21 protein-coding genes are annotated in these 22,174 nt (G+C 66.8%); 15 read left to right on the forward strand and 6 right to left on the reverse strand.

The genetic code is table 11. The annotated features are described in order from the left end of the window. Nucleotides 1-254 precede the first annotated feature (254 nt). Nucleotides 255-527: a GCG_CRPN prefix-to-repeats domain-containing protein gene (locus QX094_RS04070; RefSeq protein ID WP_315713392.1), complete on the forward strand. Its 273-nt coding sequence runs from the start codon at nt 255-257 to the stop codon at nt 525-527. A gap of 176 nt (nt 528-703) precedes the next feature. Here the strand turns inward: QX094_RS04070 and QX094_RS04075 are convergent, their stop codons facing one another. Then, a complete protein-coding gene (locus tag QX094_RS04075; protein WP_316183990.1) occupies nt 704-2,125 on the reverse strand; it encodes an FAD-binding oxidoreductase in 1,422 nt (473 codons plus the stop codon). Nucleotides 2,126-2,197: 72 nt separating this feature from the next. Between QX094_RS04075 and QX094_RS04080 the strand changes: the two genes are divergently transcribed. After that, nucleotides 2,198-2,704: a thioesterase family protein gene (locus QX094_RS04080; protein WP_315752458.1), complete on the forward strand. Its 507-nt coding sequence runs from the start codon at nt 2,198-2,200 to the stop codon at nt 2,702-2,704. 16 nt (nt 2,705-2,720) lie between these two features. Here the strand turns inward: QX094_RS04080 and QX094_RS04085 are convergent, their stop codons facing one another. Next, on the reverse strand, nt 2,721-4,259 hold the full coding sequence (locus QX094_RS04085; protein WP_315713395.1) for a helix-turn-helix domain-containing protein: 1,539 nt from the start codon (nt 4,257-4,259) through the stop codon (nt 2,721-2,723). A 159-nt stretch (nt 4,260-4,418) separates the two neighbouring features. Between QX094_RS04085 and QX094_RS04090 the strand changes: the two genes are divergently transcribed. Continuing rightward, nucleotides 4,419-5,258 (forward strand): class I SAM-dependent methyltransferase, encoded by an 840-nt coding sequence (locus QX094_RS04090; RefSeq protein ID WP_316165975.1) that lies wholly within the window; start codon nt 4,419-4,421, stop codon nt 5,256-5,258. Between the two features lie 133 nt (nt 5,259-5,391). Here QX094_RS04090 and QX094_RS04095 read toward each other — a convergent pair whose 3' ends face one another. Beyond that, complete coding sequence (locus QX094_RS04095; protein ID WP_316183992.1) at nt 5,392-6,609, reverse strand: alpha/beta hydrolase; 1,218 nt, start codon at nt 6,607-6,609, stop codon at nt 5,392-5,394. A gap of 282 nt (nt 6,610-6,891) precedes the next feature. Beyond that, nucleotides 6,892-8,391 (reverse strand): amidase, encoded by a 1,500-nt coding sequence (locus tag QX094_RS04100; RefSeq protein WP_316169872.1) that lies wholly within the window; start codon nt 8,389-8,391, stop codon nt 6,892-6,894. Between the two features lie 260 nt (nt 8,392-8,651). Between QX094_RS04100 and QX094_RS04105 the strand changes: the two genes are divergently transcribed. From QX094_RS04105 to QX094_RS04120, 4 genes are read left to right on the forward strand one after another with little or no spacing between them, the layout of a single operon-like run. Next, nucleotides 8,652-9,491 (forward strand): roadblock/LC7 domain-containing protein, encoded by an 840-nt coding sequence (locus tag QX094_RS04105; protein WP_315713399.1) that lies wholly within the window; start codon nt 8,652-8,654, stop codon nt 9,489-9,491. Between the two features lie 60 nt (nt 9,492-9,551). After that, on the forward strand, nt 9,552-10,313 hold the full coding sequence (locus tag QX094_RS04110; RefSeq protein ID WP_315713400.1) for an MBL fold metallo-hydrolase: 762 nt from the start codon (nt 9,552-9,554) through the stop codon (nt 10,311-10,313). Nucleotide 10,314: 1 nt separating this feature from the next. After that, complete coding sequence (locus QX094_RS04115) at nt 10,315-11,079, forward strand: OmpA family protein (RefSeq protein WP_316169801.1); 765 nt, start codon at nt 10,315-10,317, stop codon at nt 11,077-11,079. After that, a complete protein-coding gene (locus QX094_RS04120; RefSeq protein ID WP_315713402.1) occupies nt 11,076-11,720 on the forward strand; it encodes a hypothetical protein in 645 nt (214 codons plus the stop codon). The genes QX094_RS04115 and QX094_RS04120 overlap by 4 nt, the downstream gene beginning before the upstream one ends. 83 nt (nt 11,721-11,803) lie before the next feature. Here the strand turns inward: QX094_RS04120 and QX094_RS04125 are convergent, their stop codons facing one another. Further along, entirely contained in the window at nt 11,804-11,977 is a 174-nt protein-coding gene (locus tag QX094_RS04125; RefSeq protein ID WP_009030497.1) for a DUF1328 domain-containing protein, read from the reverse strand. A 291-nt stretch (nt 11,978-12,268) separates the two neighbouring features. Here QX094_RS04125 and QX094_RS04130 point away from each other — a divergent pair, with 291 nt between their 5' ends. From QX094_RS04130 to QX094_RS04165, 8 genes are all read left to right on the forward strand, one after another. Then, complete coding sequence (locus QX094_RS04130; RefSeq protein WP_316183994.1) at nt 12,269-14,872, forward strand: ATP-dependent helicase; 2,604 nt, start codon at nt 12,269-12,271, stop codon at nt 14,870-14,872. A 73-nt stretch (nt 14,873-14,945) separates the two neighbouring features. Next, complete coding sequence (locus tag QX094_RS04135; protein WP_315825262.1) at nt 14,946-16,076, forward strand: hypothetical protein; 1,131 nt, start codon at nt 14,946-14,948, stop codon at nt 16,074-16,076. Nucleotides 16,077-16,357: 281 nt separating this feature from the next. Then, nucleotides 16,358-17,284, forward strand: a complete 927-nt coding sequence (locus QX094_RS04140; protein ID WP_315825263.1) for a hypothetical protein — start codon at nt 16,358-16,360, stop codon at nt 17,282-17,284. Nucleotides 17,285-17,435: 151 nt separating this feature from the next. After that, on the forward strand, nt 17,436-17,852 hold the full coding sequence (locus tag QX094_RS04145; protein WP_315713404.1) for a hypothetical protein: 417 nt from the start codon (nt 17,436-17,438) through the stop codon (nt 17,850-17,852). Beyond that, nucleotides 17,852-18,523: an OmpA family protein gene (locus QX094_RS04150; protein ID WP_315713405.1), complete on the forward strand. Its 672-nt coding sequence runs from the start codon at nt 17,852-17,854 to the stop codon at nt 18,521-18,523. The genes QX094_RS04145 and QX094_RS04150 overlap by 1 nt, the downstream gene beginning before the upstream one ends. Nucleotides 18,524-18,766: 243 nt before the next feature. Further along, on the forward strand, nt 18,767-19,318 hold the full coding sequence (locus QX094_RS04155) for an Mpo1-like protein (protein WP_315825264.1): 552 nt from the start codon (nt 18,767-18,769) through the stop codon (nt 19,316-19,318). After that, nucleotides 19,318-20,343 (forward strand): NAD-dependent epimerase/dehydratase family protein, encoded by a 1,026-nt coding sequence (locus QX094_RS04160; RefSeq protein WP_315713407.1) that lies wholly within the window; start codon nt 19,318-19,320, stop codon nt 20,341-20,343. Before QX094_RS04155 ends, QX094_RS04160 begins: the two co-directional genes overlap by 1 nt. A gap of 41 nt (nt 20,344-20,384) precedes the next feature. Beyond that, nucleotides 20,385-21,008, forward strand: coding sequence for an isoprenylcysteine carboxylmethyltransferase family protein (locus QX094_RS04165; protein WP_315752449.1), 624 nt, complete (start codon nt 20,385-20,387; stop codon nt 21,006-21,008). Nucleotides 21,009-21,013: 5 nt separating this feature from the next. Here the strand turns inward: QX094_RS04165 and QX094_RS04170 are convergent, their stop codons facing one another. Beyond that, nucleotides 21,014-22,060, reverse strand: a complete 1,047-nt coding sequence (locus QX094_RS04170) for an alpha/beta fold hydrolase (RefSeq protein WP_315752448.1) — start codon at nt 22,058-22,060, stop codon at nt 21,014-21,016. Nucleotides 22,061-22,174: the final 114 nt, after the last annotated feature.

A 22,174-nucleotide genomic window follows, 5' to 3' on the forward strand; every position in this document is an offset into this window, starting at 1 on the left:
GAAAGCCAGTGGGACGCGTCGCTGATCGTTCATGTTCCTTGCAGCGAATGTCTGCTAGAAGACCGCACGATGGCGTCGACACTGCAGCGATGCGCCACATGATCGGCAGAGCTGCATCGGGCGACCGGCGTCGTCGAGAGCTCTATGGTACTGGGAAGAGGTTTCGAGACCTCGAAAATATTGCGAAACCAAAATTTGCCCGACGACGTCTAAGGACTGCACTGCTTCGAAACCAACGAGAGGACCGCACTGCAATGCGCAATCTGTTCACCTCCGCCCTGCTCGCCGCGACCGTCATGTTGGGCGCGTCGGCCGCGCAGGCCTTCACGCTGCCGGCCCAGCCGGCTGCTCCAGACAGCAATGTCGAGCGCGTCGCCGGCGGCTGTGGTCCCGGTTGGTTCCCCGACCGCTGGGGCCGCTGCCGGCCCGCCCCGCGCGTCTATCGCCCCTACGGCTACGGCGTCTACGGCCCGCGCACCTGCTGGGTGCGGCCGACGCCGTGGGGACCGCGCCGCGTCTGCCGTTGATCTGCACGGAAACAAAGCGCCGCCGCGTGTCGAACGCGGCGGCGTTTTCTATTTGGCGAATCGTGATGCATTCCGACATCTCCCGCGAGCTGGGAGATGTGAGCAGCGGCCCTATGTGATCAGCGGGCCTGCACGCCGAACCCGAATCCGAAACCCAGCTCGGCTTGGATTGCCGATCAGCGCGCCGGGATGATCTTGCCTGGATTGAAGATGTTCTGCGGATCGAGCGCCTGCTTCACCGCGCGCATCGCATCGAGCGCTTCCGGGCCGAGCTCGGACTCGAGATATTTCTGCTTGCCCTGGCCGATGCCGTGCTCGCCGGTGCAGGTGCCGCCCATGGCCTGCGCGCGCTCGACGAGGCGATGCATGAACTCGTCGCCGCGGGCCATCTCGTCGGCGTCGTCGACGTCGCACATCAAGGAGCAGTGGAAATTGCCGTCGCCGACATGGCCGACGATCGGCGAGGTCAGCCTGAGACGCGCGAGGTCCTCCTCGGTCTCGGTGACGCAGTCCGCGAGCCTGGAGATCGGCACGCAGACATCGGTCGCGACCACGCCGACACCGGGCCGGATCGCCTTCACGGACCAATAGGCATCGTGACGCGCCTGCCACAGCTTGGTGCGGTCCTCCGGCTTGGTGGTCCAGGCGAAGTCGCCGCCGCCGCACTCCCTGGCGATCTCGGCAAAGTTCTTCGACTGCTCGGCGACCTCGGCCTCGCTGCCGTGAAACTCCAAGAGCAGCAGCGGCGTCTCCGGCAGCGTCAGCTTGGAATAGGCGTTGCAGGCCTTGACCTGCGCCGCATTGAGCAGCTCGATGCGCGCCACCGGAATGCCGGTCTGGATCGCGAGGATCGTCGCCTGGCAGGCGCCGCGCACGGTCTCGAACGAGCACGACGCCGCGGCGATGGTCTCGGGAATGCCGCGCAGCCGGATCGTCATCTCGCAGATGATGCCGAGCGTGCCCTCGGCGCCGATGAACAGGTGCGTCAAATCGTAGCCGGCCGCGGACTTCTTGGCGCGGGTGCCGGTCTTGATGATCTCGCCGTCGCCGCGCACGACCTTCAGCGCCAGCACGTTCTCGCGGATGGTGCCGTAGCGCACCGCATTGGTGCCGGAGGCCCGCGTCGACGCCATGCCGCCGAGGGACGCGTCGGCGCCGGGATCGATCGGAAAGAACAGGCCCTGGTCGCGCAGATATTCGTTCAAGGTCTTGCGGGTGATGCCGGGCTGGATCACGCAGTCGAGGTCCTCGGCATGCACCTCCAGCACCTTGTTCATGTCGCGCATGTCGATGCAGATGCCGCCGGCCGGCGCATTGACCTGGCCCTCCAGCGAGGTGCCGGTGCCGAACGGAATGATCGGCACGCCCTTTGGTGCACAGATGCGGACGACGTCCTGGATGTCGGCGGTCTCCTGCGCCAGCACCACGCCATCCGGCGGCTGCGTCGGCAGCCAGGTCGTGGTATGGCCATGTTGCTCGCGCACGGCCTGCGAGGTGATGAGCCGGTTGCCGAAGCGAGCCGCGAGTGCGTCGAGCGCGCTCTTGAGCGCCTCCGGCGCGGGCCGCTTCAAATCGTGATGGGGGATCGTCGTCGCCACTGCTTCCTCCGAAAGTTGGGCGGACCGTGGCAAAGGACGCAACAGGGGTCAAGGGAGCAAACGGAAGAGCCGATGAGCGATAATGCAGTGCCCATACAAGCCGGCGCGGGGCCGTTCCTGTCGTCCATCATGCAGATCGAGCCGCAATGGATCGACTACAACGGCCATCTCAACATGGCCTATTACAACGTCATGTTCGACCGCGCGATCGACCAGCTATGGGCCGAGCTCGGCATCGGACCGGCCTACATGAAGGAACGGCAGGGCTCGACCTTCATCACGGAGTGCCACGTGCGCTATTTGCGCGAGATCCATCTGGGTGATCCGGTGCAGGTCGCGGTCTGGCTGATCGGTGCCGACGAGAAGCGGCTGCACACGTTCGAGGAGCTCCGCCACGCCGACGAGGGCTGGATCTCGGCGAGTTCGGAGGGCATGTCGGTGCATATCGACATGACCAAGCGCAAGGTCGCGCCGTTTCCGCCGGACATCCAGGCCAACATCGCCCGCGTGCTGCAGGCGCATGCCGCGCTGCCGCAGCCCGACGGGCTCGGCCGCGCCATCGGCATGCCGAAGAGGTGACGGTGACCGGCCGCCGCTACGCCGGCAGGCCGGCGTCGGACAATCCCTCGAATACCCGGGCCGAATAGGCGTCCGGTAGCGGCGGCATGCCGCGCTGGACCTCGGCCAGGGTCAGGTCCGGATAGCCGGCACGCAGCGCCTGCAGACTGCGCAGGGCCGCGGATCGCTCGCCCGCCAGCACGTGGGACGGGCACATGGTCCGGTGCACCCAGAGCGACGACGGGTGCTCGCGCAGGCCGCGCTGCTGCCAGCGCGCCGCCTCCGCGTAGGTCCCGGCGGCGAAATGCGCGCAGCCGATTCCAATGATGGCGTTGAAGGCGAGCGGGTCCTGCGGCGCGAGATCCAGCGCAATCCGAAAGCGCTCGATCGCCGACGCGGCATCGCCGCGATAGACATCGAGCCAGCCGCTGCGGCTCCAGGCCCAGGCGGCACCGCCATCCAGCGCGAGCGCCCGGCCCACCACCTGCTCGGCCTCGGCGAGCTCATCCAGCAAGGTGAGCGCGTTGCCGAGCACGCACAGCACGGTCGCATCCGCGAGCTCGGTCGGCACGCGCTGCGCCAGCGCGCGACCAAGCTGCCGGTCCTGCCCGGGCGCGGTGCCGAAATGATAGACCGCGCGCTGGCCGTAGGCCCAGGCCGCGAGCGCCGTGGCCAGGGCATGACGGGGATCGCGGGCGATGGCCTGATGCAGCAGCTCGAGCGCACTGCGGTTGCCGTCGGCGTCGAGCGACAGCACGCCGGGCATGGCGCGCAGCGCGAGATCCTGCGCGGTCAGATCCTCATCCGGTTTGCGCAGCGCCCGATCGATCTCGGCGCGGCGCAGGCTTTGCAGCAGCGATGCCGCCACGCGGGCGGCCAACCGTTCGTGACCGTCGGCCTCCCACCGCAGCATGACCTCGCCGCGATGCGCCCATATCAGCCCGCCGCTGTCCTGGTCGATCAGCTGCAGCAGCAGCCGTGACGCGCCATCCCGACCCTGGAGCGACGCGTTCATGCGGTAGCGCGCCGCGCGCGGCTGGGTCGTCACGGCAAATCCCGCGCGGGTCAGCGCCAGCGTGAGCTCGGCCGCGAGGTCGTCCGCCAGCTCGCGCACGCTCGGATCGGTGGCGATCATGGCGAAGGCAATGGTCGGCCGATCGCGCACCGGCGCAATGGTGGTGCGCGACGCGGCGAGCTGCGCCATCAAGACCGCCTGCCGCTTCAGGGTTTCCGACGGCGTCTCGCCGTGGCAGCGACGATAGCCGGCGGCGAAGCGGCCGTAATGCGGGAAGCCGCAGCGCAGCGCGACGTCCATCACCTTCCCGCCGGCGCGCCCCTGCAGAAACTCGACACGGGCGCGCGCGTAGCCGATCTCCTGCCGGACCATTTGCGGCGACCGGCCGATCGACCTGACGAACTGGCGCTGCAAGGTCCGTCCGGAAACGCCGGCAATCTTCGCCAGATCGGCCAGCGTCCAGCGCCGCCCGAGGTCGTCATGCATCGCTTCGAGCGCGCGGCGCACGCTGCGTGGCAAAGGCTGCCGCGCCGCCAGGGGAACCTGATCTCCGTCCATCATGCGACGACGTCCAATTGCCTATGGGTCATCGGCGGCGCTCGAAAAGTTCACGATCCGGATGGCCGTGTCGCGATCTGGATAGCGCCGCCCGAAGCCTGCCGCGTACGTCTCCACACACCAGCGCGCGCAACAGCGCTGCATTCTCCGGAGGAGACCATCATGACCGCATCAGCTGCAATTCAGGCCGGCGCGACCGCAGAGCCGGATTTCACCGCGCTCAAGGCACGCCAGCACAGCGCGTGGTCGTCCGGCGACTACGCCATCGTCGGCAACACGCTGCAGATCGTCGGCGAGGAACTCTGCGAGGCGCTTGACATCCGCGCCGGCCAGAAGGTGCTCGACGTGGCCGCCGGCAACGGCAACGTCACATTGGCTGCGGCGCGGCGCTGGTGCAACGTCGTCTCGACCGACTACGTGCCTGCCCTGCTCGACCGCGGGCGCCAGCGTGCCGCCGCCGACGGCCTGTCCGTGCAGTTCCAGGAGGCCGATGCCGAGGCGCTTCCGTTCGGCGATGGCACATTCGACGTGGTGGTCTCGACATTCGGCGTGATGTTCACGCCCCAGCAGGAGCGCGCCGCCGCCGAGCTCACCCGGGTGTGCCGCAGCGGCGGCAAGATCGGCCTGGCCAATTGGACCCCCGACGGCTTCATCGGCCAGTTGTTCAAGACGCTCGGCAAATATCTGCCACCGCCCGCCGGCGCCAGATCGCCGGCGCTGTGGGGCACCGAGGCACGCATCCGAGAGATGTTCGCCGATGCCACCGACATTCGCTGCCATCGGCGTCATTTCGCGATGCGCTACCGCTCGCCTGAGCATTTCGTCGACGTGTTCAAGACCTACTATGGCCCGGTGCTCAAGGCCTTCGCTGCGCTTGATGGCGACCGCCAGGCCGATCTCAAGCGCGACATGCTGGCCCTGATCGGGACGCTCAATCGCGCCGAGGACGGCACGATGGTGGTGCCGTCGGAGTATCTCGAAGTGGTCATCATCAAACGCTGAGATCGTCAGCTCTGCATCACCCAGTCCGGCAGGCGCGCGAACCAGGGCTGCGCCTGCTCGAGCTGGCGGGCGAGCCGCAGCAGCCTCGTCTCGTCGCCGAGCCGGCCCATGCGGGCGCGCCTGCGTCCCGCGCTCAGCTCCCGCCGGCCGCCCTCTTCTTCGCAGCACCGGACTTGGCGACGCGCGCCTTCGCGGCGCGCGGCTTGGGACTGGTGGCCCTGACCGCCAAGCGGGCCTGCGGCCGAATGCGGTAGCGTCCCGACCCCACCGGATCGCGGTTGCTGACCTGGTTCTGCGGCACGCCCTGCAGCACCTGGACGATGTCGTCGCGGACCACCGGGAAGATCCGGTAATACTGGTGCTGCTGCGGGTCCTGCTCGAACGTCGTCACATCCGAACAATCGATCGCGGTGACCTTGTCGCTGACGCTGCCCATGTTGTCGGGACCGTCGCTGCCGAGCCGCGGACCGTTGAATTTCGTGCCCGCGCTCAGCGTATTGAGCACCCAATCCTTGGTCGAGTGATAGACCGTGACGCTGCTCGCGGTGCGCGGCAGATATTTCAGCTTCGCCGGGTCGTCGAACGCGTCCGCGTCCTCGTCGGCCGCCGCGAGCACGACCTTGTCGAAGGTCCTGCGCAATCCGGTCAGGGACGGCTGCGTCCCGCCCATCCGCACCATCGCCGGAACGCCGCCGGCCATGGCCGCGCCGGCGACCGGGTCGGGCATCTGCATCAAGGCCTGCAACGCGTTGCGCAGGACATAGACGCCCATGCTGTGACAGATGAGATGAATGCTCTGGTTGCAGCGTTCGCTCTCGGGCAGCCCGTCGACGAAATCATAGAGCCGCCGCAGCGTGCGTGCCACGGCCGGGCCGGATGCCGCCGCCGTCTTGCGATCGTGCTGGTAGTCCACAAAGGGCAGCGGCACGCCGACCAGCGAGGCGACCGACGGCCAACTGAACACGAACATGTTGGCGTCGATCCCGTAGAACGCCGAGATCCACCCGGCGCGTTCGATCGAGTCGACGAAGCTGTTGCTGAAGCCGTGAATGAACGCCAGCGTCGGCCGCGCCTTCGCCAGCATGTCGGCACGCAGGGCGCCGAAGATCGTATTGCTGCCGAGGACCGCACGGGAGCCTTGCGGAAAGATCAGTTGCTCGTCCTCGACATGAAGCGATCCAGGCACCAGGGCATAGCTCGATGCCTGCAGATCGACCGCGATCTCGGCCCGGCCATACCTGATGTTCAAGCCGTTGACGGGACCGAGCTCGGAGCTGAACCCGGTAATCTGATTCGTGCCTTCAGCCGTGATCGGTTGCCTGTTGGTCGCGAAATAGACTGTGACGTTCATGATCCCGCCCTCTGAAAGTATCGCCAACGTGCATGGCACGGCACCGGACCAGCGGACCGTCGGAAGCGACGCGGAGTAGTTTCCGCACGACGGCAGCGACGTGCGATGTGCCGGGTCCGAAGAACGTGGCCGTCCGAAGAACGTCGCCGAGCCGGCGCGGCTTAGGCGACCGCGCTCCACCTAAGATAGAACACCACAAACAGCGCGCACGCAATCGCGATGGACGTGCACGGCGTCGTGCGACGCACGACCGCGCCGCTCGAACCGGCCCGCCGGGTGTGGTCAGCTCTGCATCACCCAGTCCGGCAGGCGCGCGAACCAGGGCTGCGCCTGCTCGAGCTGGCGGGCGAGCTGCAGCAGCCTCGTCTCGTCGCCGAGCCGGCCCACGAACTGCACGCCGAGCGGCAGGCCGTCGGCGGTCCAGTGCAGCGGCACGCTCATCGCCGGCGTGCCCGTGAGATTGGCGAGCTGCGTGAACGGGACATATTGCAGGCTGTCGCGGGCGATCTTGTCGATCATGCCGTCGAGCAGGCCCCAGCGCGTCATCAGCCCGAGCAGGCCGATGCGGTCGAGCATGTCGAGCAGGGTCTGCTCGGCGGTGCTCGGATCGCCCTCGCCGTGCCGGATCGGAGGGTGCGCGAGCGTCGGCGTCAGCAGCAGGTCGTAGCGGGCATGGAAGCGCGCCAGCGCCCGCGCGAACTCGTTCCATTTCAAGAGCTGCGTCGTCAGCGCGCCGGCCGAGATCGCGCCGCCGAGCGTCGACAGCACCCGCGTCAGCAGCTCGAACTCCTCGCGCCTGGCGCCCTTGCCGCGCGCGTCGGCGACCAGCGCCGCGACCTGGCCAAAATAGATGTGCAGGAACGCTGTCGCGAGCGCGGCGCCATCGATGTCGGGCGAGGCCTCCTCGACCTCGTGACCAAGGCCCTGCAGCAGCTTCACGGCGTTGTCGACCGCAAGCTTCGCCTCGGCATGCACCTCGGTCCCGATCGGCGACGCCACCGTGTAGCCGATGCGCAGGCGGCCGGGATCGCGGGCCACCGCGTTGGCGTAGACCACGCCGGGCTCGGCGGTGAGAAAGGGATCACCGGGCTCGCCGCCCGCGATGACGTCGAGCGCGAGCGCGGTGTCGCGGACGCTGCGCGACACCACGCCCTCGCTGGATGCGCCGAACCAGTACTCGCCGAAGCCGGGCCCTGACGAGATCAGCCCGCGCGATGGCTTCAGGCCGAACAGGCCGCAGCAGGCGGCGGGAATGCGGATCGAGCCGCCGCCGTCATTGCCGGCGGCCATCGGCACGACGCCCGAAGCGACCGCCGCCGCAGCGCCGCCGCTGGAGCCGCCGGGCGTATGTGCGGGATTCCAGGGGTTGCTGACGCGGCCGAAGGCGCGGGAGTCGCTGACGCCCTTCAGCGCGAGCTCCGGCAGGTTGGTCTTGCCGAAGATCACCAGGCCGGCCTCGAGATACCGCCTGACGACCGAGGCATGCTCGCCGGCGACGAATCCGGATAGCGCCTTGCTGCCATAGGCCGTCGGCAGGCCCGCATAGTCCTGGGCGCAGTCCTTGATCAGGAACGGTACGCCGGTGAGCGGGCCGTTGGCGGGCTTGGCGAGCTGCGCGCGGGCCTCGCGCTCCATCAGCCTGCAGACCGCGTTGGTCCTCGGCTGGGCCCGCTCGTTCTGCGCCAGCGCGAGCTGAAGCAGCTCGGCCGCATTGGTCTCGCCGCCCTTCACCGCGGCGGCAAGCGCCGTCGCATCGCGCTGCACATAGTCCCGGACGTTCACATTGCCCTCCCCGCGCCGCCATTCGTCGCCGTGATCGTAGCTGATTCTGGCTGCGACCGAGGCGCAGTTGCGCCGAACGCGGCGGCAATACGGCGCATTGGCGGCAATCGTGGCCCCACCATGATCTACTGCGGTCGATTTGAGGGCGGGATTACGCAGTCTGGTCCTGATTTTAGTAGATTTGATTCAGATCATTCGTCCTGTCCCTTGCACCGACCTAACCTTATGCATCGTTAGTTGCGTAGAGTGACGAGAGAGCGATGGGACGCCTCGCAAGCCTGCTGAGCCGAGCGCACGGTCCGCATGAGGATGCGGCAGCCCTGCCCGTGACCACCGCCGACTACTTCATCCTGCTGTCGCGCGCGATGGAGAGCCTGCCGGATTCCACCCCCGAACGCCGCGCCGAAGTCTACCAGTCGGCCCGCCAGGCGCTGGTGACCCAGTTGCAGGCGATGGATCCGCCGGTCTCGCGATCACGCATCAAGGCCGAGCAGCGCGCGCTCGACGATGCGGTTGATACGATCGAGACGCGCGCGCTGACGGCGCCGGACGGCAGTCCGGAACAGACGACGACGCTGGTCCCGGATGACCCGCTGTATCCCTCCTTCGTTACTACACAAATCGACATTCCGACCGCTTCCGTTTCAACAGCCCAAGATGATGACCAGGACCCCGCCATGGCTCAAACCCAGTTTCATTCCAAGTTTGCCCCGCGCGCCGTCGAGGAGAAGCCGATGTCACGACTCGATGAAATCAACCGGGTGCTGCGCAAGCTGCAGAGCGACTCGTTCGGGGTCGAGGCCTGCGCGCTGATCTCGGAGGACGGGCTGATGATCGCGAGCGTGCTCGCGGCCGACATGGAGGAGACGCGGGTTGCCGGCATGACCGCGACCTTGCTGTCGCTCGGCGGCCGCGCCGCCATGGAGCTCGGCCGCAGCCATCTGCAGGAGGTCATCATCCGCGGCGAGTCCGGCTATGCCGTGCTGGTCAGCGCCGGCCGTGGCGCGCTGCTGCTCGCGCTCACCAACGAGAACAGCAAGCTCGGGCTGACCTTCTTCGACATGCGCGAAGCCGTCAGATCGCTGCAGAAGGTACTGTAGCGCACCGTCGTCCAATGAGCCGGCGCGCTGCGATGGCGCGGCGCCGGCGGGAGTAGTTTCATGGCCAATACCGTCCTCTACGACGACGGCGTTCACAAGAACATTCTGCTGGAGGATTTCGGCGCCGGCGACCACGCGGTGCAGGCGAACCAGCATCTGATCATCCACGACCGCGTCGGCATGCTGCTCGATCCGGGCGGCCACAAGGTCTATTCCAGGGTGCTCAGCGAGACCTTCAGCGAGCTCTCGGGCGGGCGGCTGAAATATCTGTTCCTGTCGCACCAGGATCCCGACATCGTCGCGGCGATCAACGGCTGGCTGATGACGACCGACGCCGACGCCTACATCTCCGAGCTGTGGACCCGCTTCGTGCCGCATTTCGGCTTCGACCACATCGTTGCCCACCGGCTGAAGCCGATCCCCGACGAGGGCATGGTGTTCGATCTCGCGGGCAGCAGGCTGTACGCGCTGCCGGCGCACTTCCTGCACAGTGAGGGCAATTTCCAGCTCTACGATCCGATCTCGAAGATCCTCTATAGCGGCGACCTCGGCGCCTCGATCGGCGTCGACTACACCGTCGTGCGCGACTTCAAGGCGCATACGCGCTTCATGGAGGGCTTTCACCGGCGCTACATGGTCTCCAACCGCGTCATGAAGGCGTGGGCGCAGATGGTCAGCACGCTCGACATCGAGATCATCGCCCCGCAGCACGGCGCGCTGTTTCCGGATGCTACGATGTCGCGCCAGTTCATCGCGTGGTGCGCGGGGCTCGAATGCGGCATCGACCTGATCACGCCGAAATTCAAGGTGCCCGTGGGCTGACATGCTGGCGCCCTCCCCGAACTCCGCTCTGCCTTCTCCCGCCATGCGCATCGATGCGTGCACCGTGGCCGGCGAAGAGGCGCCGGTCTGGCTCGCCGCGGCCTTCGCCGTCGCCGGCACCCTGATCGCCGTCATGTCGGCAGCGCTCTGGCAGCAAGGCACCGCCACGCCGCCGGTCGCGACGGCCGCAATGCCGGTGACGGCCGTGCCGCAGCGCGACGCCCCCGTTGCCGACGCGGCACCCAAGCGACGGGAGGCGCGGATCGTCGACCCGGCACCGGTCGCGGCGCCGCCGATGCCGCCCGCGATCGCTCCCGTCGTGGTCGCGCCACCGACACCGCCGGTCGCCCCGGCAGCGCCCCCGGAGCCCCAGAGCCCCGCGAAGCCCTCCGCCGAGTGCTTCGCGCCGCTGGCGGTCGGCTTCGAGCGCGGCAGCGCACGACCGAACCCTGCCGACATGAAGCGGTCGCTGGCGATCCTGCAACGCGCGCTCGCGCGCCATGGTGAGGCGACCATCATCATCGAGGGGCATACCGATGCCAGCGGCACCGAGGATCTGAACGTGCTGCTCAGCTATTCGCGCGCCAAGGAGATCGCGGCCCAGTTGAAGCGCGAGGGCCTCCCCGCGCAGCGGATGTCGGTGCGCGCGGCCGGCGCCGGCGAGGCGCGCGGCGATGCCCAGGCGGTCGCGGGCGACCGCAAGGCCGTGCTGCGCATTGCGGGCGTCGATGATTGCAGTCAACTCACAGCGACGAAGCGACCATGACGATCTATGCCATCGTGAGCGGCCTCGGCGCCGCCATTCTGCTGTTGACCTCGGGCTATCTGTTCGGCGCCCGCCAGGGCGCGCTGTCCCGCGAGCTGTTGCGCCGGCAGGTGCAGATGCAGGCGGCCAGCCTCGACCAGTTGCAGGAGCAGAGCAGCCACGACGCCATCGAGCGGGAGACCAGCCTGCGCAGCGCGATCGAAGATGTGCTGGCGCCGCTGGTCGAGCGTGAGCGCATCTCGCTGGATCTGGCGCAGCTCGCGAGCCGGCCGGGCCGGCGCCGCGAGCTGGTGCCGCTGCTCGACCGCATCGCCGAAGTCGGCCGCTTCCAGACCGTGCTGCTCACCAACGAGGAAGGCTTGCCGCTCGCGGCCAATACGACCGCACACCGCACCGAGCAGCTTGCGGCGGCGGCGACGCGGCTTGCGCTCGTGGCGGAGAAGATCGCCGACGAGACCCACATCGCGCCGTTGTCGGTGATGCTGCGCGACGCCTCGGAGGCGACGACGCTGTGCCGGATCTTCCGCGTGCAGGACCAGACGCTCACTCTGACCGCGCTCTCCAACGATACGCGCCTCGCCTCCGTGGCGCTCGATCCCGCCCTCGCCAAGGTGCAGGTCGCGCTGACGGCCCCGGCCTGACACCTCCTCAAAACGCAAAGGGCGCCGCACCTCTTGCGAGGCACTGCGCCCTTCGCCGACCTCATTGTCAGGGATGAGGCCGACTACACGCGGCTGCGGCCGCGGGCGAGGCCCACGACGGCCGAAACCAGAAACAGCACGATGGCGATGAAGAAGATGATCTTGGCGATCTCGATGGAGGCACCGGCGACGCCGCCGAAGCCGAGAATGCCGGCGATCAATGCGATAACCAGGAAGGTGACAACCCAGCCTAACATGACACGACCTCTGTCTCTCGATTGCGGTTCAAAGCGACGCGGAGCTTGCGCCGTTGCCAGAACAATCGTGGCTCGGAACAAAGGTTCCGGCCGCGCGGGCCGCTAAAATTTCGCGATTTGCCGGAACAAATGCCCAGCGAGGCTGGAGCAGCGTCCGCCTGGCCCGATTTAGGGCTGTAAAACGCCGGCCCCGGCCCCATATAGCCGTCAATCCCTGCTATGAGGGCTCCTTCCTGCAGACCTCGTGATGCCGTCATATGATGCCATCCGAGGGACGAGACTGATTCGCTGATGACCGAGCCCAACCGCGTGAGCCCTTTTCCTGCGCCTGACCACCAGCCGGTTGCCGGCGGCATCGCCGCGCGCGCTCGCGCCGCCGCGACCGGTGGCGCGCGCTATCTGGCCGGCCTCAATCCGGAGCAGCGGGAGGCGGTCGAAACGCTCGATGGCCCGGTGCTCGTGCTCGCCGGCGCAGGCACTGGCAAGACCCGTGTGCTGACCACGCGCATCGCGCATATCCTGAGCCAGGGCCGCGCCCGGCCGAGTGAGATCCTGTCGGTGACCTTCACCAACAAGGCCGCGCGCGAGATGAAGACGCGGCTTGCCGAGATGCTCGGACAGGCGGTCGAGGGCATGCCGTGGCTCGGCACCTTCCACTCGATCTCCGGCCGCATCCTGCGCAGCCATGCCGAGCTGGTGCAGCTCAAGTCCAATTTCACCGTGCTCGACGTCGATGACCAGATCCGCCTGCTCAAGCAGTTGCTGCAGGCCGAGAATATCGACGACAAGCGCTGGCCGGCGCGCATGCTGGCCGGCCTGATCGACGGCTGGAAGAACCGCGGCCTGGCGCCGTCCCAGGTGCCTTCGGGCGAGGCCGCCGTGTTCGCCAACGGCAAGGGCGGCAAGCTCTATGCGAGCTATCAGGAACGGCTGAAGATCCTCAACGCCGCCGATTTCGGCGACCTGCTGCTGGAGAGCATCCGGCTGTTCCGCGAGAACCCTGACGTGCTGCGGCAATATCAGAGCCGCTTCAAGTTCATCCTGGTCGACGAGTATCAGGACACCAACGTCGCGCAATATCTGTGGCTGCGGCTGCTGTCGCAGGCGCCGAGTTCGTCGCGTGCCGTCGCCCCATCCTCCGTCACTCCGGGGCGGCTCCAAGAGCCGAACCCGGAATCCCGCGCTGAGGATAGCCAACTGCGAGATTCCGGGTTCGCACCTGGCGGTGCGCCCCGGAATGACGACGACGCCGCGCAGGGCGCCACGCCGCCGCTCAAGAACATCTGCTGCGTCGGCGACGACGATCAGTCGATCTATGGCTGGCGCGGCGCCGAGGTCGACAACATCCTGCGCTTCGAGCACGACTTCCCCGGCGCCAAGGTCATTCGCCTCGAGCGCAACTACCGCTCCACGGGTCACATCCTCGCCGCCGCCTCGCACCTGATCACCCACAATGAAGGCCGGCTCGGCAAGACCCTGCATACCGAGGACGTCGAGGGCGAGAAGGTCACCGTTACCGGCGCCTGGGATTCCGAGGAGGAAGCGCGCGGCATCGGCGAGGAGATCGAGGAGCTGCAGCGCAAGGGCGAGCATCTCAACGACATCGCGATCCTGGTACGCGCGTCCTACCAGATGCGCGAGTTCGAAGACCGCTTCGTCACGCTCGGCCTGCCCTATCGCGTGATCGGCGGCCCGCGCTTCTACGAGCGCGCCGAGATCCGCGACGCGCTGGCTTACTTGCGCGTCATCAACTCGCCGGCCGACGACCTCGCCTTCGAGCGTATCGTCAACGTACCCAAGCGCGGGCTCGGCGATGCCACGGTGCAGATGCTGCACGACCATGCCCGCAAGCGCCGCATCCCGCTGTTCGAGGCGGCGCGCGCGGTGGTCGAGACCGACGAGCTGAAGCCGAAGGCGCGCGGCTCGCTGCGCGGGCTGATCCTGCAGTTCGAGCGCTGGCGCGCCCAGCGCGAGGTGACGCCGCATACCGAGCTCGCCGAGATCGTGCTCGACGAGAGCGGCTACACCGAGATGTGGCAGAAGGACCGCTCGGCCGATGCGGCCGGGCGACTGGACAACCTCAAGGAGCTCGTCCGCTCGATGGAGGAGTTCGAGAACCTGCACGGCTTCCTCGAGCACATCTCGCTGGTGATGGACCGCGAGGGCGCGGCCGACGAGGAAGCGGTGTCGCTGATGACCCTGCACTCCGCCAAGGGGCTGGAGTTCGACAACGTGTTCCTGCCGGGCTGGGAGGAAGGGCTATTCCCGAGCCAGCGCACGCTCGACGAGCAGGGCCGCGCCGGCCTGGAAGAGGAGCGCCGCCTCGCCCATGTCGGCCTGACCCGCGCGCGGCGTCGGGCAAAAATCTATTTCGCCACCAACCGCCGCATCCACGGCACCTGGACCACCACGATCCCGTCGCGCTTTCTCGACGAGCTGCCCGCGGCGAGCGTCGAGATCACCGAGTCGAAGGGCGGCTCGGGCTGGGGCGGCGCCGGGGGCTACGGCCCGTCACGCTTCGATAATGTCGAGTCGTTCGGATCGAGCTATTCCACGCCGGGCTGGCAGCGCGCGCAGGCACGTCGGCCGGGCGCAGCGCGCGGTTCGTCGGAGGGCGGCTTCAAGGAAGAGCCGTCGCCGTTCTCGGGCCGTGATCCGTTCGGCAGCGGCTTCGGCGGTCATTTCGGCCGTGGCAAGCGCGGACCGATGACCATCGAGGGCGAGCTGGTGGCGAAATCCACCGGCACGACATCGGAATTCGCCCTCGACGACCGCGTCTTCCATCAGAAGTTCGGCTATGGCCGCGTCGTCAAGATCGACGGCAACAAGCTGACCATCGCCTTCGACAAGGCCGGCGAAAAGCACGTCGTCGACAGCTTCGTGCAGCGGGCGTGACCCCGCGCGAGCGGCGGTGCTTGCTGAAGTTCGGGCCTAAAGCTATGATTGTAAAATTTCATGGCATAGCTCCATGGCTGCACCTTTCACGCCGAATGACATTATTGCGTTGGCCGTCGATGCCGAGCGAGGGACGGCTCCGGAGCTGATCATCGGCAGCTTCAAGCGACTGGTTCAGGAGTATGCCTTCCAGAGCGCCCATTGTGATCCGGACGAACGGCTGAGTGTTGCTGCCGAGCATGCCGGATACCTCACGACCCGGAGCGGGTCCTGGACGGTCTACGTACCTTGGCCGCTTGCGTTTGCATTCCCCAGCGCGATCACCCTCGACGGGCTCGTCAGCGTGGCGGAACGAAGCATGTTGGAGGGACGCGGGAACGTCGTCTTGTCCGGCTCCACGACGTTCGCTGGACGGGTGGCCGCGCTGGGGGATGTCGACCTTGCCCAATACATCTTCGACGATGGCAGCGAGATCGCCAATCGTGTCGAACGTCTCATGCGTCGTGATGGTCCGACCATTCTGGTTCGGGTCAAATTCGATCGAGAGTATCAGGCTCCGTGGGAAGACCTCATCACCGCGTTGGGTCGGCTGCGTTCGCTGGCGACCGAAAGCGAGCGGATCAAGCTCGACTTCGTCGACGGCGTCACGCCATTTGGCGTGATGCCGGTATCGAACGTCGTGCTGCCTTCCGATCCGTCCGATCGGAGCAAGGGTGCGGCCAGCCGCAGCTTCGTCTTCCAGGAGGCCGTGCTCACAGCCGACGGCAACCCGCCCTGGCCGCTGGTCGTCCCCGAGGAGCTTCTGCGCTATCTCAAGTTTCTGCTCCGCGACATGTTGGCTCACCGACAGGCGGGCAAGCTCGTCAAAGCGCTCAAGCGCGCGCTCTCCTTGACCCGAATTCTGGGTTTGGCGGAGCTAGGAGACCGCGCCGAGGCCGTGCTAGCCTCACGTTCTGCGGCCGGACTGGCGCAGGAGAGCTGCATGGCGGAACTCGAAGCGCTCTGGCCCTACCTGAATGCCGATCAGCAGGCACGTCTCGATGCCAGCTTGAAGGAAAAGAAAGGACTAGCAGCTAGCATTGTGGAAAGTAAGGGACTACCTACTCAGTGCTCGTCTCTGATCGATGAGCTGATGGAGAAAGTGAAGCAGTTTCTCGCCCATGAGGGCGTCTCTTTCGCGTCCTGGGCAGATGGTGGGTCATGACCGCAGGTGCCAAGATCGAGCAGCTCCTCGAACTGACCGGCACGCCTCCCGAACGGCGCGCGGGGGCGCGGAAGAACTACAACAGCCTCGTTGAACGCGAGGGCGAACAGGCCATCGACCAGCGCATCGCGGAGTTCGAGGCGATGCATTCTCAGGTGACGGCGTGGCGGGAAAGCCGGCGTCCAGCGGCAGCCGCAGCGACCGCGTCCGCCGACGTTCGCCAGCCGACCAGGACGAGACATGACGTCGGCTCACATGTTGCAGCTCCGGCATTCCTGAACATGCTCGCCCGCGAGAAACTGCTGGCCAGGCGGCTGGAAGGCTATATCGACGCGCTGATGGTTCACGTCGATCATCTTTGGGCCTCGCAGCGGCTCGCCGATATCGACCAGATCGCCACGCTGGGACGAGAGGCGGGATTCCTCACGATCGAACCGGCCAATCCATTCGGAACCAACCGGCTGTTTTCGGCACGAACGTCGGCCAATCTCGTCCGGTTGATCGAAGCGCTGGCAGACAAGGGGCCGTCGAACGCCGAACACTCTCTGTTCGAGAAGATCGAAGATCTCGTTCGATCGATCGAGAGCGCAAGCCCCGTGCTGGCGATCCGGCGCATCGATACTGACCAGACACTTTCCGGTCTGGGCAGGATTGCCGCTTTCGCGAACGATCTGGTCCCCGATGCGATCTTCACGCTGAATCGCGGCGGCGCCTCCGTGGGGCGGTTCGTCAAGGAGTATCTGCGGCTGGACATTCCCGTCATCCCCCTCGAGGGTGACAGCACCGGCGTGAGATTGGCGTCCAGCTTCATCGGCCCTCCCGTCCTGTTCAAGCCGCTGGTGATCGATGATGTCGCACGCAGCGGTCGCACGGTGGCTCAGGCGTTCGATTGGATCGGTCAGAACTACCCGTCGGCAGCTCCCAGGGCCACGACCATCGCCGCATCCTTGGACGCTATCGAGCTCGTGGGCCAGGCCTGTCTGCTGACGTCGAACCCGATGGAGCACGGAGCGATCGAGCTGCCATATGATCCGCATGCCGGCTTCGCGATCGAAACGCTCGGGCGATACACGGTCTATGTCTTTGGCGCCAACGCCACGTCCCCCGAAAACCGCCTGGTGGTTTCGACGGACATCGTCGACAAGCTCGTTGCCGAGCAGGGACGGCTCTTCGCCGAGATGGATCGCGTCCTGAAATCCACTTTTTGACCGACGATCGCTCCAGAGGCCGGTCATTTGCAGCCGAACGCGCCTGCTGAACGTCTCCGAGACTGGCAGATTTGGCCGCTTCATCAACGTCCCACAGCTTCGCCGCTGTTAGGCCTTGACCGTGGCAGCTCGCGTCGTATGAGATGACTGCATGGTCCGGGGATATATTCTGTTGAGTGTTGCGGTCGCGCTGTGTGTGCCCTCGCTGGCGGCGGCGCAGACGATGAGCTTTGGCGATTCCGCGGGGCTGATCGCGTCGAGCTGCGGCGCCGACATCACCGCCAATTGCCGCGGCGTCAATCTCGATTCCAACCGCCTCAAGGAATGCCTCTCGCGCAACCAGGACGTGGTCTCCGCGCAGTGCAAGGCGACCTATTTCAAGGCGTTCGAGGCGATCCAGAAGCGCATCGCGGCACGGGTCACGGTCGCCAACGCCTGCCAGCGCGAGATCGTCAAGCTGTGTGGCGGCTCCACGAAGGAGACGAGCAAATCGATCCCGTGCCTGATGACGGCCAACGGCGTGAGCGCGCGGTGTCAGCAGGCGATGGGCGAAGCGGGGTATCGCTGATGCGGCGGACCGCGAGATCATTGCTGTCAGGGCCGATCGTGGCTTCGCTGATGGCCGCGAGCGCGCCCGCCTGGTCGCAGGAGCCGGGTCGCGAGGACATCGTGCGCCAGCTCGGCCGCTTCGAAACCGCACCCACGCTGGATCTGCCGGCGCTGAAGCAGCAGACGCAGGAGCGTTCCAGGTCGCGCGGGCGCAACGAGCCACCGCCGCAGAAGCGTCCGCCGATCGCGCCGGAGCTGATGAATCTGCCGGCCTTCAACGTCGACATCCAGTTCGACGTGGACACGCCGATCGTGCGCCCGGAATCGTACCAGACCGTCGGGCGGATCGCCGATGCGATGGTGTATTCCGATCTGCTGCCCTACACCTTCCTGATCGTCGGCCATGTCGAGGCCAACGGCAAGCGCGAGGCCAACGTCATCCTGAGCCAGCGCCGCGCCGACGCGATCCGCGACATCCTGGCGAACACCTTCAAGATCTCGGTCAAGCGGCTGCAATCGATCGGACTTGGCGAGGAGCAGTTGCTCGACCCGTCCAAGCCGACCGCCGCCGTCAATCAGCAGATCCAGATCATCCCGATCGCAAAGACCGTCGAAGAGGCCGCGCCGCCGCCTTCGGCCCCTGCCCCGGCAGCGCCCCACAAGCAGGCCCCGCGCAAGCATCGCAGTTGATGCAATTGAGACCTGCGCTGAGGCCATGAACCCAGCGCGCTGCAGGTGCGACTGTTGTCTCAGCAGGTTGCCGATACGCTATTCCCGACAGGCGCCAATGGAACCTGTTTTCAAGTCGGGTCGCGCGGCAATGCTGCTGGGTCGTGATTGCCGGGTTTGTCGATGCAGCCGCTTGATGGTATAGCCCCCTCTTTGCGGCCGTCGATTGAGCGACGGTCGATCTCATTGACGAGCGAGCCAGCCATGAACGCCATGTTCCGACGCCAGATGGTCGACTACGTCGAATACCATCGCGATCCGCGCAACGGCCTGATGCATGTGTTCGGGATCATCCTGTTGTTCCTGGGCGCCGTGCTGCCCCTGAGCTTGTGGCATTTCGACGCGTTCGGCATCCGGATCGGCCTCGGCGCCGTGCTGGCGCTGCCCGTCCTGCTCTACTGGCTGCTGCTCGATGCCGCACTCGGGGCCGGCATCCTGGCCTTCGCCGTGCTGTTCCTTGCTGCGGCCATGATGATCGCCGATCACGTCCATGGCGTCGCCTTCTGGGCGCTGTTTGCCGCGCTCATCATCTTCGGCTTTGTCTCGCAGGCCGTGGGCCACAAGGTGTTCGAGCGCAACAATCCATCTCTGCTGGATCATCCGGCGCATCTCTTTCTCGGTCCGATGTTCGTGATGGCGAAATTGTACATGGCGTTGGGTCTGCGGCCTTCGGTGTCCGACCTCATCGCGCCGGACTGGTCGCCGGATCGGCTCGCATCGGACCGGCTTCAAGGCGATCAGCACTCGCGCCCCTAATGAAAGTCCTCGTCACCGGCGGCAGCGGTTTCATCGGCCATCACCTCGTCTCTGCGCTCGCGACGCGGGGCGCGGAGGTGCGTGTGCTCGATATTCGCTGCCCCAGCCACATGATCGCTGACGTCGAGTACATCGAAGGCTCGGTGCTCGATGCGGGCCTGGTGAAGCAGGCGGTCGCCGGCGTCGATCAGGTCTATCATCTGGCTGGACTGCCCGGCATGTGGATGCCGGACCGCGAGGACTTCTACCGCGTCAATTGCGTGGGCACGGAGACGGTGCTGGCGGCGGCGCGCGCCGGCCGGGTGCGCCGGTTCCTGCACTGCTCGACCGAATCCATCCTGTTCGACTATCCCGGCTCGACCGGCGCCGCATCGGCACCGACCGCACCGCCGGCCGAGGCGATGCCCGGCGCCTATACGCGCTCCAAGGCGCTGGCGGAGGCCCGCGCCATGGCCGCCGCGGCGGACGGCTTCCCCGTCGTGGTGGGCACGCCGACAATGCCGATCGGGCCGCACGACAGCAACCTGACACCGCCCTCGCAGATGCTGCGGCACTTCCTGGACAGCCGGCTCCAGCTCTATCTCGACTTCGTCGTCAACCTGGTCGACGTCCGCGACGTCGCGGACGGCCTGATCCTGGCGATGGAGCGCGGCAAGGTCGGCGGCCGCTACGTGTTCGGCGGCGAGAGCCTGCGTCTCAGCCGGATCCTCGATCTCATGGCGGCGATCAGCGGCCGCAAACATGTCGCGGTCGCCGTGCCCGGCCGGCTGGCCGAGCTGTCGGCGGGCATGCTCGAGCTCGTCTCCGATCACCTCACCAAGCGCTGCCCGTCCGGCACCGCCGAGGGGGTGCGGATCGCCCGCGCGGCCTCGGATCTGTCGATCGACAGGGCCAAACGCGAGCTCGGCTACGTCCCGCGCCCGATCGAGCCGACCTTGCGCGAGACGATCGGCTTTCTGCTCGGTTCCGAGCCGGGAAAGCGGCTCGACGGTAAACAACACCCTTTTCGCACCGCGGCCGAATAGCTAAGAGCAGCCGGTCCCAGGTCTCATAACGGTTCCAACACATGTCCGGCGATGCCAGCCCCATCTCGTCGTTTGCGTTCAGCGGATGGACCACCACCTGGCCCACCTCGCTGCTGGCCATCATCTGGCTGATCTGGCTCGCGAGCTGGGTCGGCGCCTCGTTCTGGTCGGGGCAGACCCGCAAGCATGTGACGGTGATCAAGACCAGCCGCTATCACGCGCTGATCGTGCTCGGCGGCATCCTGTTCACGCCGTGGACCTCGCGCCTGCTCGGCGAGAAGCCGTTCTGGACTCCCGGTGAGACCGGCGTCTACCTGCTGACCGTCGTCACCCTGGCCGGCATCGCCTTCACCTGGTGGGCGCGCATCCATCTCGGTCGCTTCTGGTCCAACGCGATCACCCACAAGGAAGGCCACAAGGTCATCGACACCGGCCCCTACGGCATGGTCCGTCACCCCATCTATACCGGGCTGATCCTCGGCATGATCGCCACCGGCATCGCGGTGGGCACGGTGACCGCCGTGCTGGGCGCCGTCCTGATCTCGCTCGGGATGGCCTGGAAGGCAAAGATGGAAGAGGTCTTCCTCGCGCAGGAGCTCGGGCCGGATTACGTCACCTACCGGCAGCGCGTGCCGATGATCATTCCGTTCCTGCCGCCGGGCTAGAGCGCTCAGCGTCTGGCCTGGGCTTCCGAAGGCGGCTGCGGCGACTGGTTTGCCGCCTGCGGCAGCAGGTGGCGCGGCAGGATGATGCGCTGGCCGGGGACCAACGGCTGGGTGGCGAGGCCGCGGTTGGATTGCTGGAGCGCCCAGAGCGGAACGTGATAATTGGTGGCGATCTGGTCCAGGGTCTCGCCCGGCCGTACCGCCAGAGCAGTGCCGCTGTCCCACAGCTCCACGGAGGCTTTCGGCGGCACCAAGTAGCGCAGCGGCACCGGGTCCGCGTCGGCGGTCGCCGAGGTCTGCGACAATTGGCTGATCATGGTGACCAATTGGGCGTGCACGTCCTCCATCTTGTCGATGTTGATGTGCGTGACCTCATCATGATCCTTCATGTCGAAACTGGCGTAGTGACCGCGAAAGCCGGGCTCCGGCTTGACGTCGCCGCCGCCGAGAATGTTGTCGGACAGGAACAGGTTGATGAAGCGCTGCACGTTGGGCGGCACGCTCTTGGTCGCATGCGCCGGATCGACGGTGACGACGAGGGCAACCGGGATGTTCTGCTCCTGCAGCGTGATCGCGATGCGGACGCTGCACAGCCCGCCCATCGAATGGCCGATCAGCACGATCGGGCCCGGCTCCTGGCGGTAGTTCTTGGCCACCTGGAGCGCGATCAGGTCGCACAGCGTGAATTCATAGACACTGGCCCGGTAGCCGGCCTGCTCGATCTTTTCGGCCAGACGATCCATCCCGGTCGAGAACAGCGGCCCGAGCGCGCCGCGGAACAGGTACACCCGCGGCGGCGGCAGCGGCTGGCTGATCTCGGGCGGCGCAGTCGGTACGGCGCGGATCGCCGCGGGGGTTGCTGCCGGGGATGCCTTGGCGGATCTGGTCGGCGCGGGGGCGGACGCAGCGCCGGGCTGGGCGGCCCGCGAGATGCTTGGGGCGGCAAGTCCCGCGAGCAAAGGTGCGGTGACGAGGATCGCGAGCAGTCTCCTGCCGGCAGCCACCTTGGCTGGACCGAGCCACCGCTTCGCGATTCGCGCCACGCTGGTCATTCGCGCTCCCGGGAAAGCTCTCGGCTGAGATCAAGCAGGGTCATATCCCCCCTGCCATACCGTTTGTCGCCGCCGAATGGGAGCATTTTGGGGCGCGCGCCCCGTGGCGCGGCC

Source organism: Bradyrhizobium sp. SZCCHNS1050, from assembly GCF_032484785.1.
Classification (GTDB): Bacteria; Pseudomonadota; Alphaproteobacteria; order Rhizobiales; family Xanthobacteraceae; genus Bradyrhizobium.

Bases quoted from the DNA above. Each gene is read 5' to 3' on its own strand.
- QX094_RS04070 (WP_315713392.1), top strand. From the start codon at position 255: ATGCGCAATCTGTTCACCTCCGCCCTGCTCGCCGCGACCGTCATGTTG.
- QX094_RS04080 (WP_315752458.1), top strand. From the start codon at position 2,198: ATGAGCGATAATGCAGTGCCCATACAAGCCGGCGCGGGGCCGTTCCTG.
- QX094_RS04085 (WP_315713395.1), bottom strand. From the start codon at position 4,259: ATGATGGACGGAGATCAGGTTCCCCTGGCGGCGCGGCAGCCTTTGCCA.
- QX094_RS04090 (WP_316165975.1), top strand. From the start codon at position 4,419: ATGACCGCATCAGCTGCAATTCAGGCCGGCGCGACCGCAGAGCCGGAT.
- QX094_RS04095 (WP_316183992.1), bottom strand. From the start codon at position 6,609: ATGAACGTCACAGTCTATTTCGCGACCAACAGGCAACCGATCACGGCT.
- QX094_RS04105 (WP_315713399.1), top strand. From the start codon at position 8,652: ATGGGACGCCTCGCAAGCCTGCTGAGCCGAGCGCACGGTCCGCATGAG.
- QX094_RS04110 (WP_315713400.1), top strand. From the start codon at position 9,552: ATGGCCAATACCGTCCTCTACGACGACGGCGTTCACAAGAACATTCTG.
- QX094_RS04115 (WP_316169801.1), top strand. From the start codon at position 10,315: ATGCTGGCGCCCTCCCCGAACTCCGCTCTGCCTTCTCCCGCCATGCGC.
- QX094_RS04120 (WP_315713402.1), top strand. From the start codon at position 11,076: ATGACGATCTATGCCATCGTGAGCGGCCTCGGCGCCGCCATTCTGCTG.
- QX094_RS04125 (WP_009030497.1), bottom strand. From the start codon at position 11,977: ATGTTAGGCTGGGTTGTCACCTTCCTGGTTATCGCATTGATCGCCGGC.
- QX094_RS04130 (WP_316183994.1), top strand. From the start codon at position 12,269: ATGACCGAGCCCAACCGCGTGAGCCCTTTTCCTGCGCCTGACCACCAG.
- QX094_RS04135 (WP_315825262.1), top strand. From the start codon at position 14,946: ATGGCTGCACCTTTCACGCCGAATGACATTATTGCGTTGGCCGTCGAT.
- QX094_RS04140 (WP_315825263.1), top strand. From the start codon at position 16,358: ATGCTCGCCCGCGAGAAACTGCTGGCCAGGCGGCTGGAAGGCTATATC.
- QX094_RS04145 (WP_315713404.1), top strand. From the start codon at position 17,436: ATGGTCCGGGGATATATTCTGTTGAGTGTTGCGGTCGCGCTGTGTGTG.
- QX094_RS04150 (WP_315713405.1), top strand. From the start codon at position 17,852: ATGCGGCGGACCGCGAGATCATTGCTGTCAGGGCCGATCGTGGCTTCG.
- QX094_RS04155 (WP_315825264.1), top strand. From the start codon at position 18,767: ATGAACGCCATGTTCCGACGCCAGATGGTCGACTACGTCGAATACCAT.
- QX094_RS04160 (WP_315713407.1), top strand. From the start codon at position 19,318: ATGAAAGTCCTCGTCACCGGCGGCAGCGGTTTCATCGGCCATCACCTC.
- QX094_RS04165 (WP_315752449.1), top strand. From the start codon at position 20,385: ATGTCCGGCGATGCCAGCCCCATCTCGTCGTTTGCGTTCAGCGGATGG.
- QX094_RS04170 (WP_315752448.1), bottom strand. From the start codon at position 22,060: ATGACCAGCGTGGCGCGAATCGCGAAGCGGTGGCTCGGTCCAGCCAAG.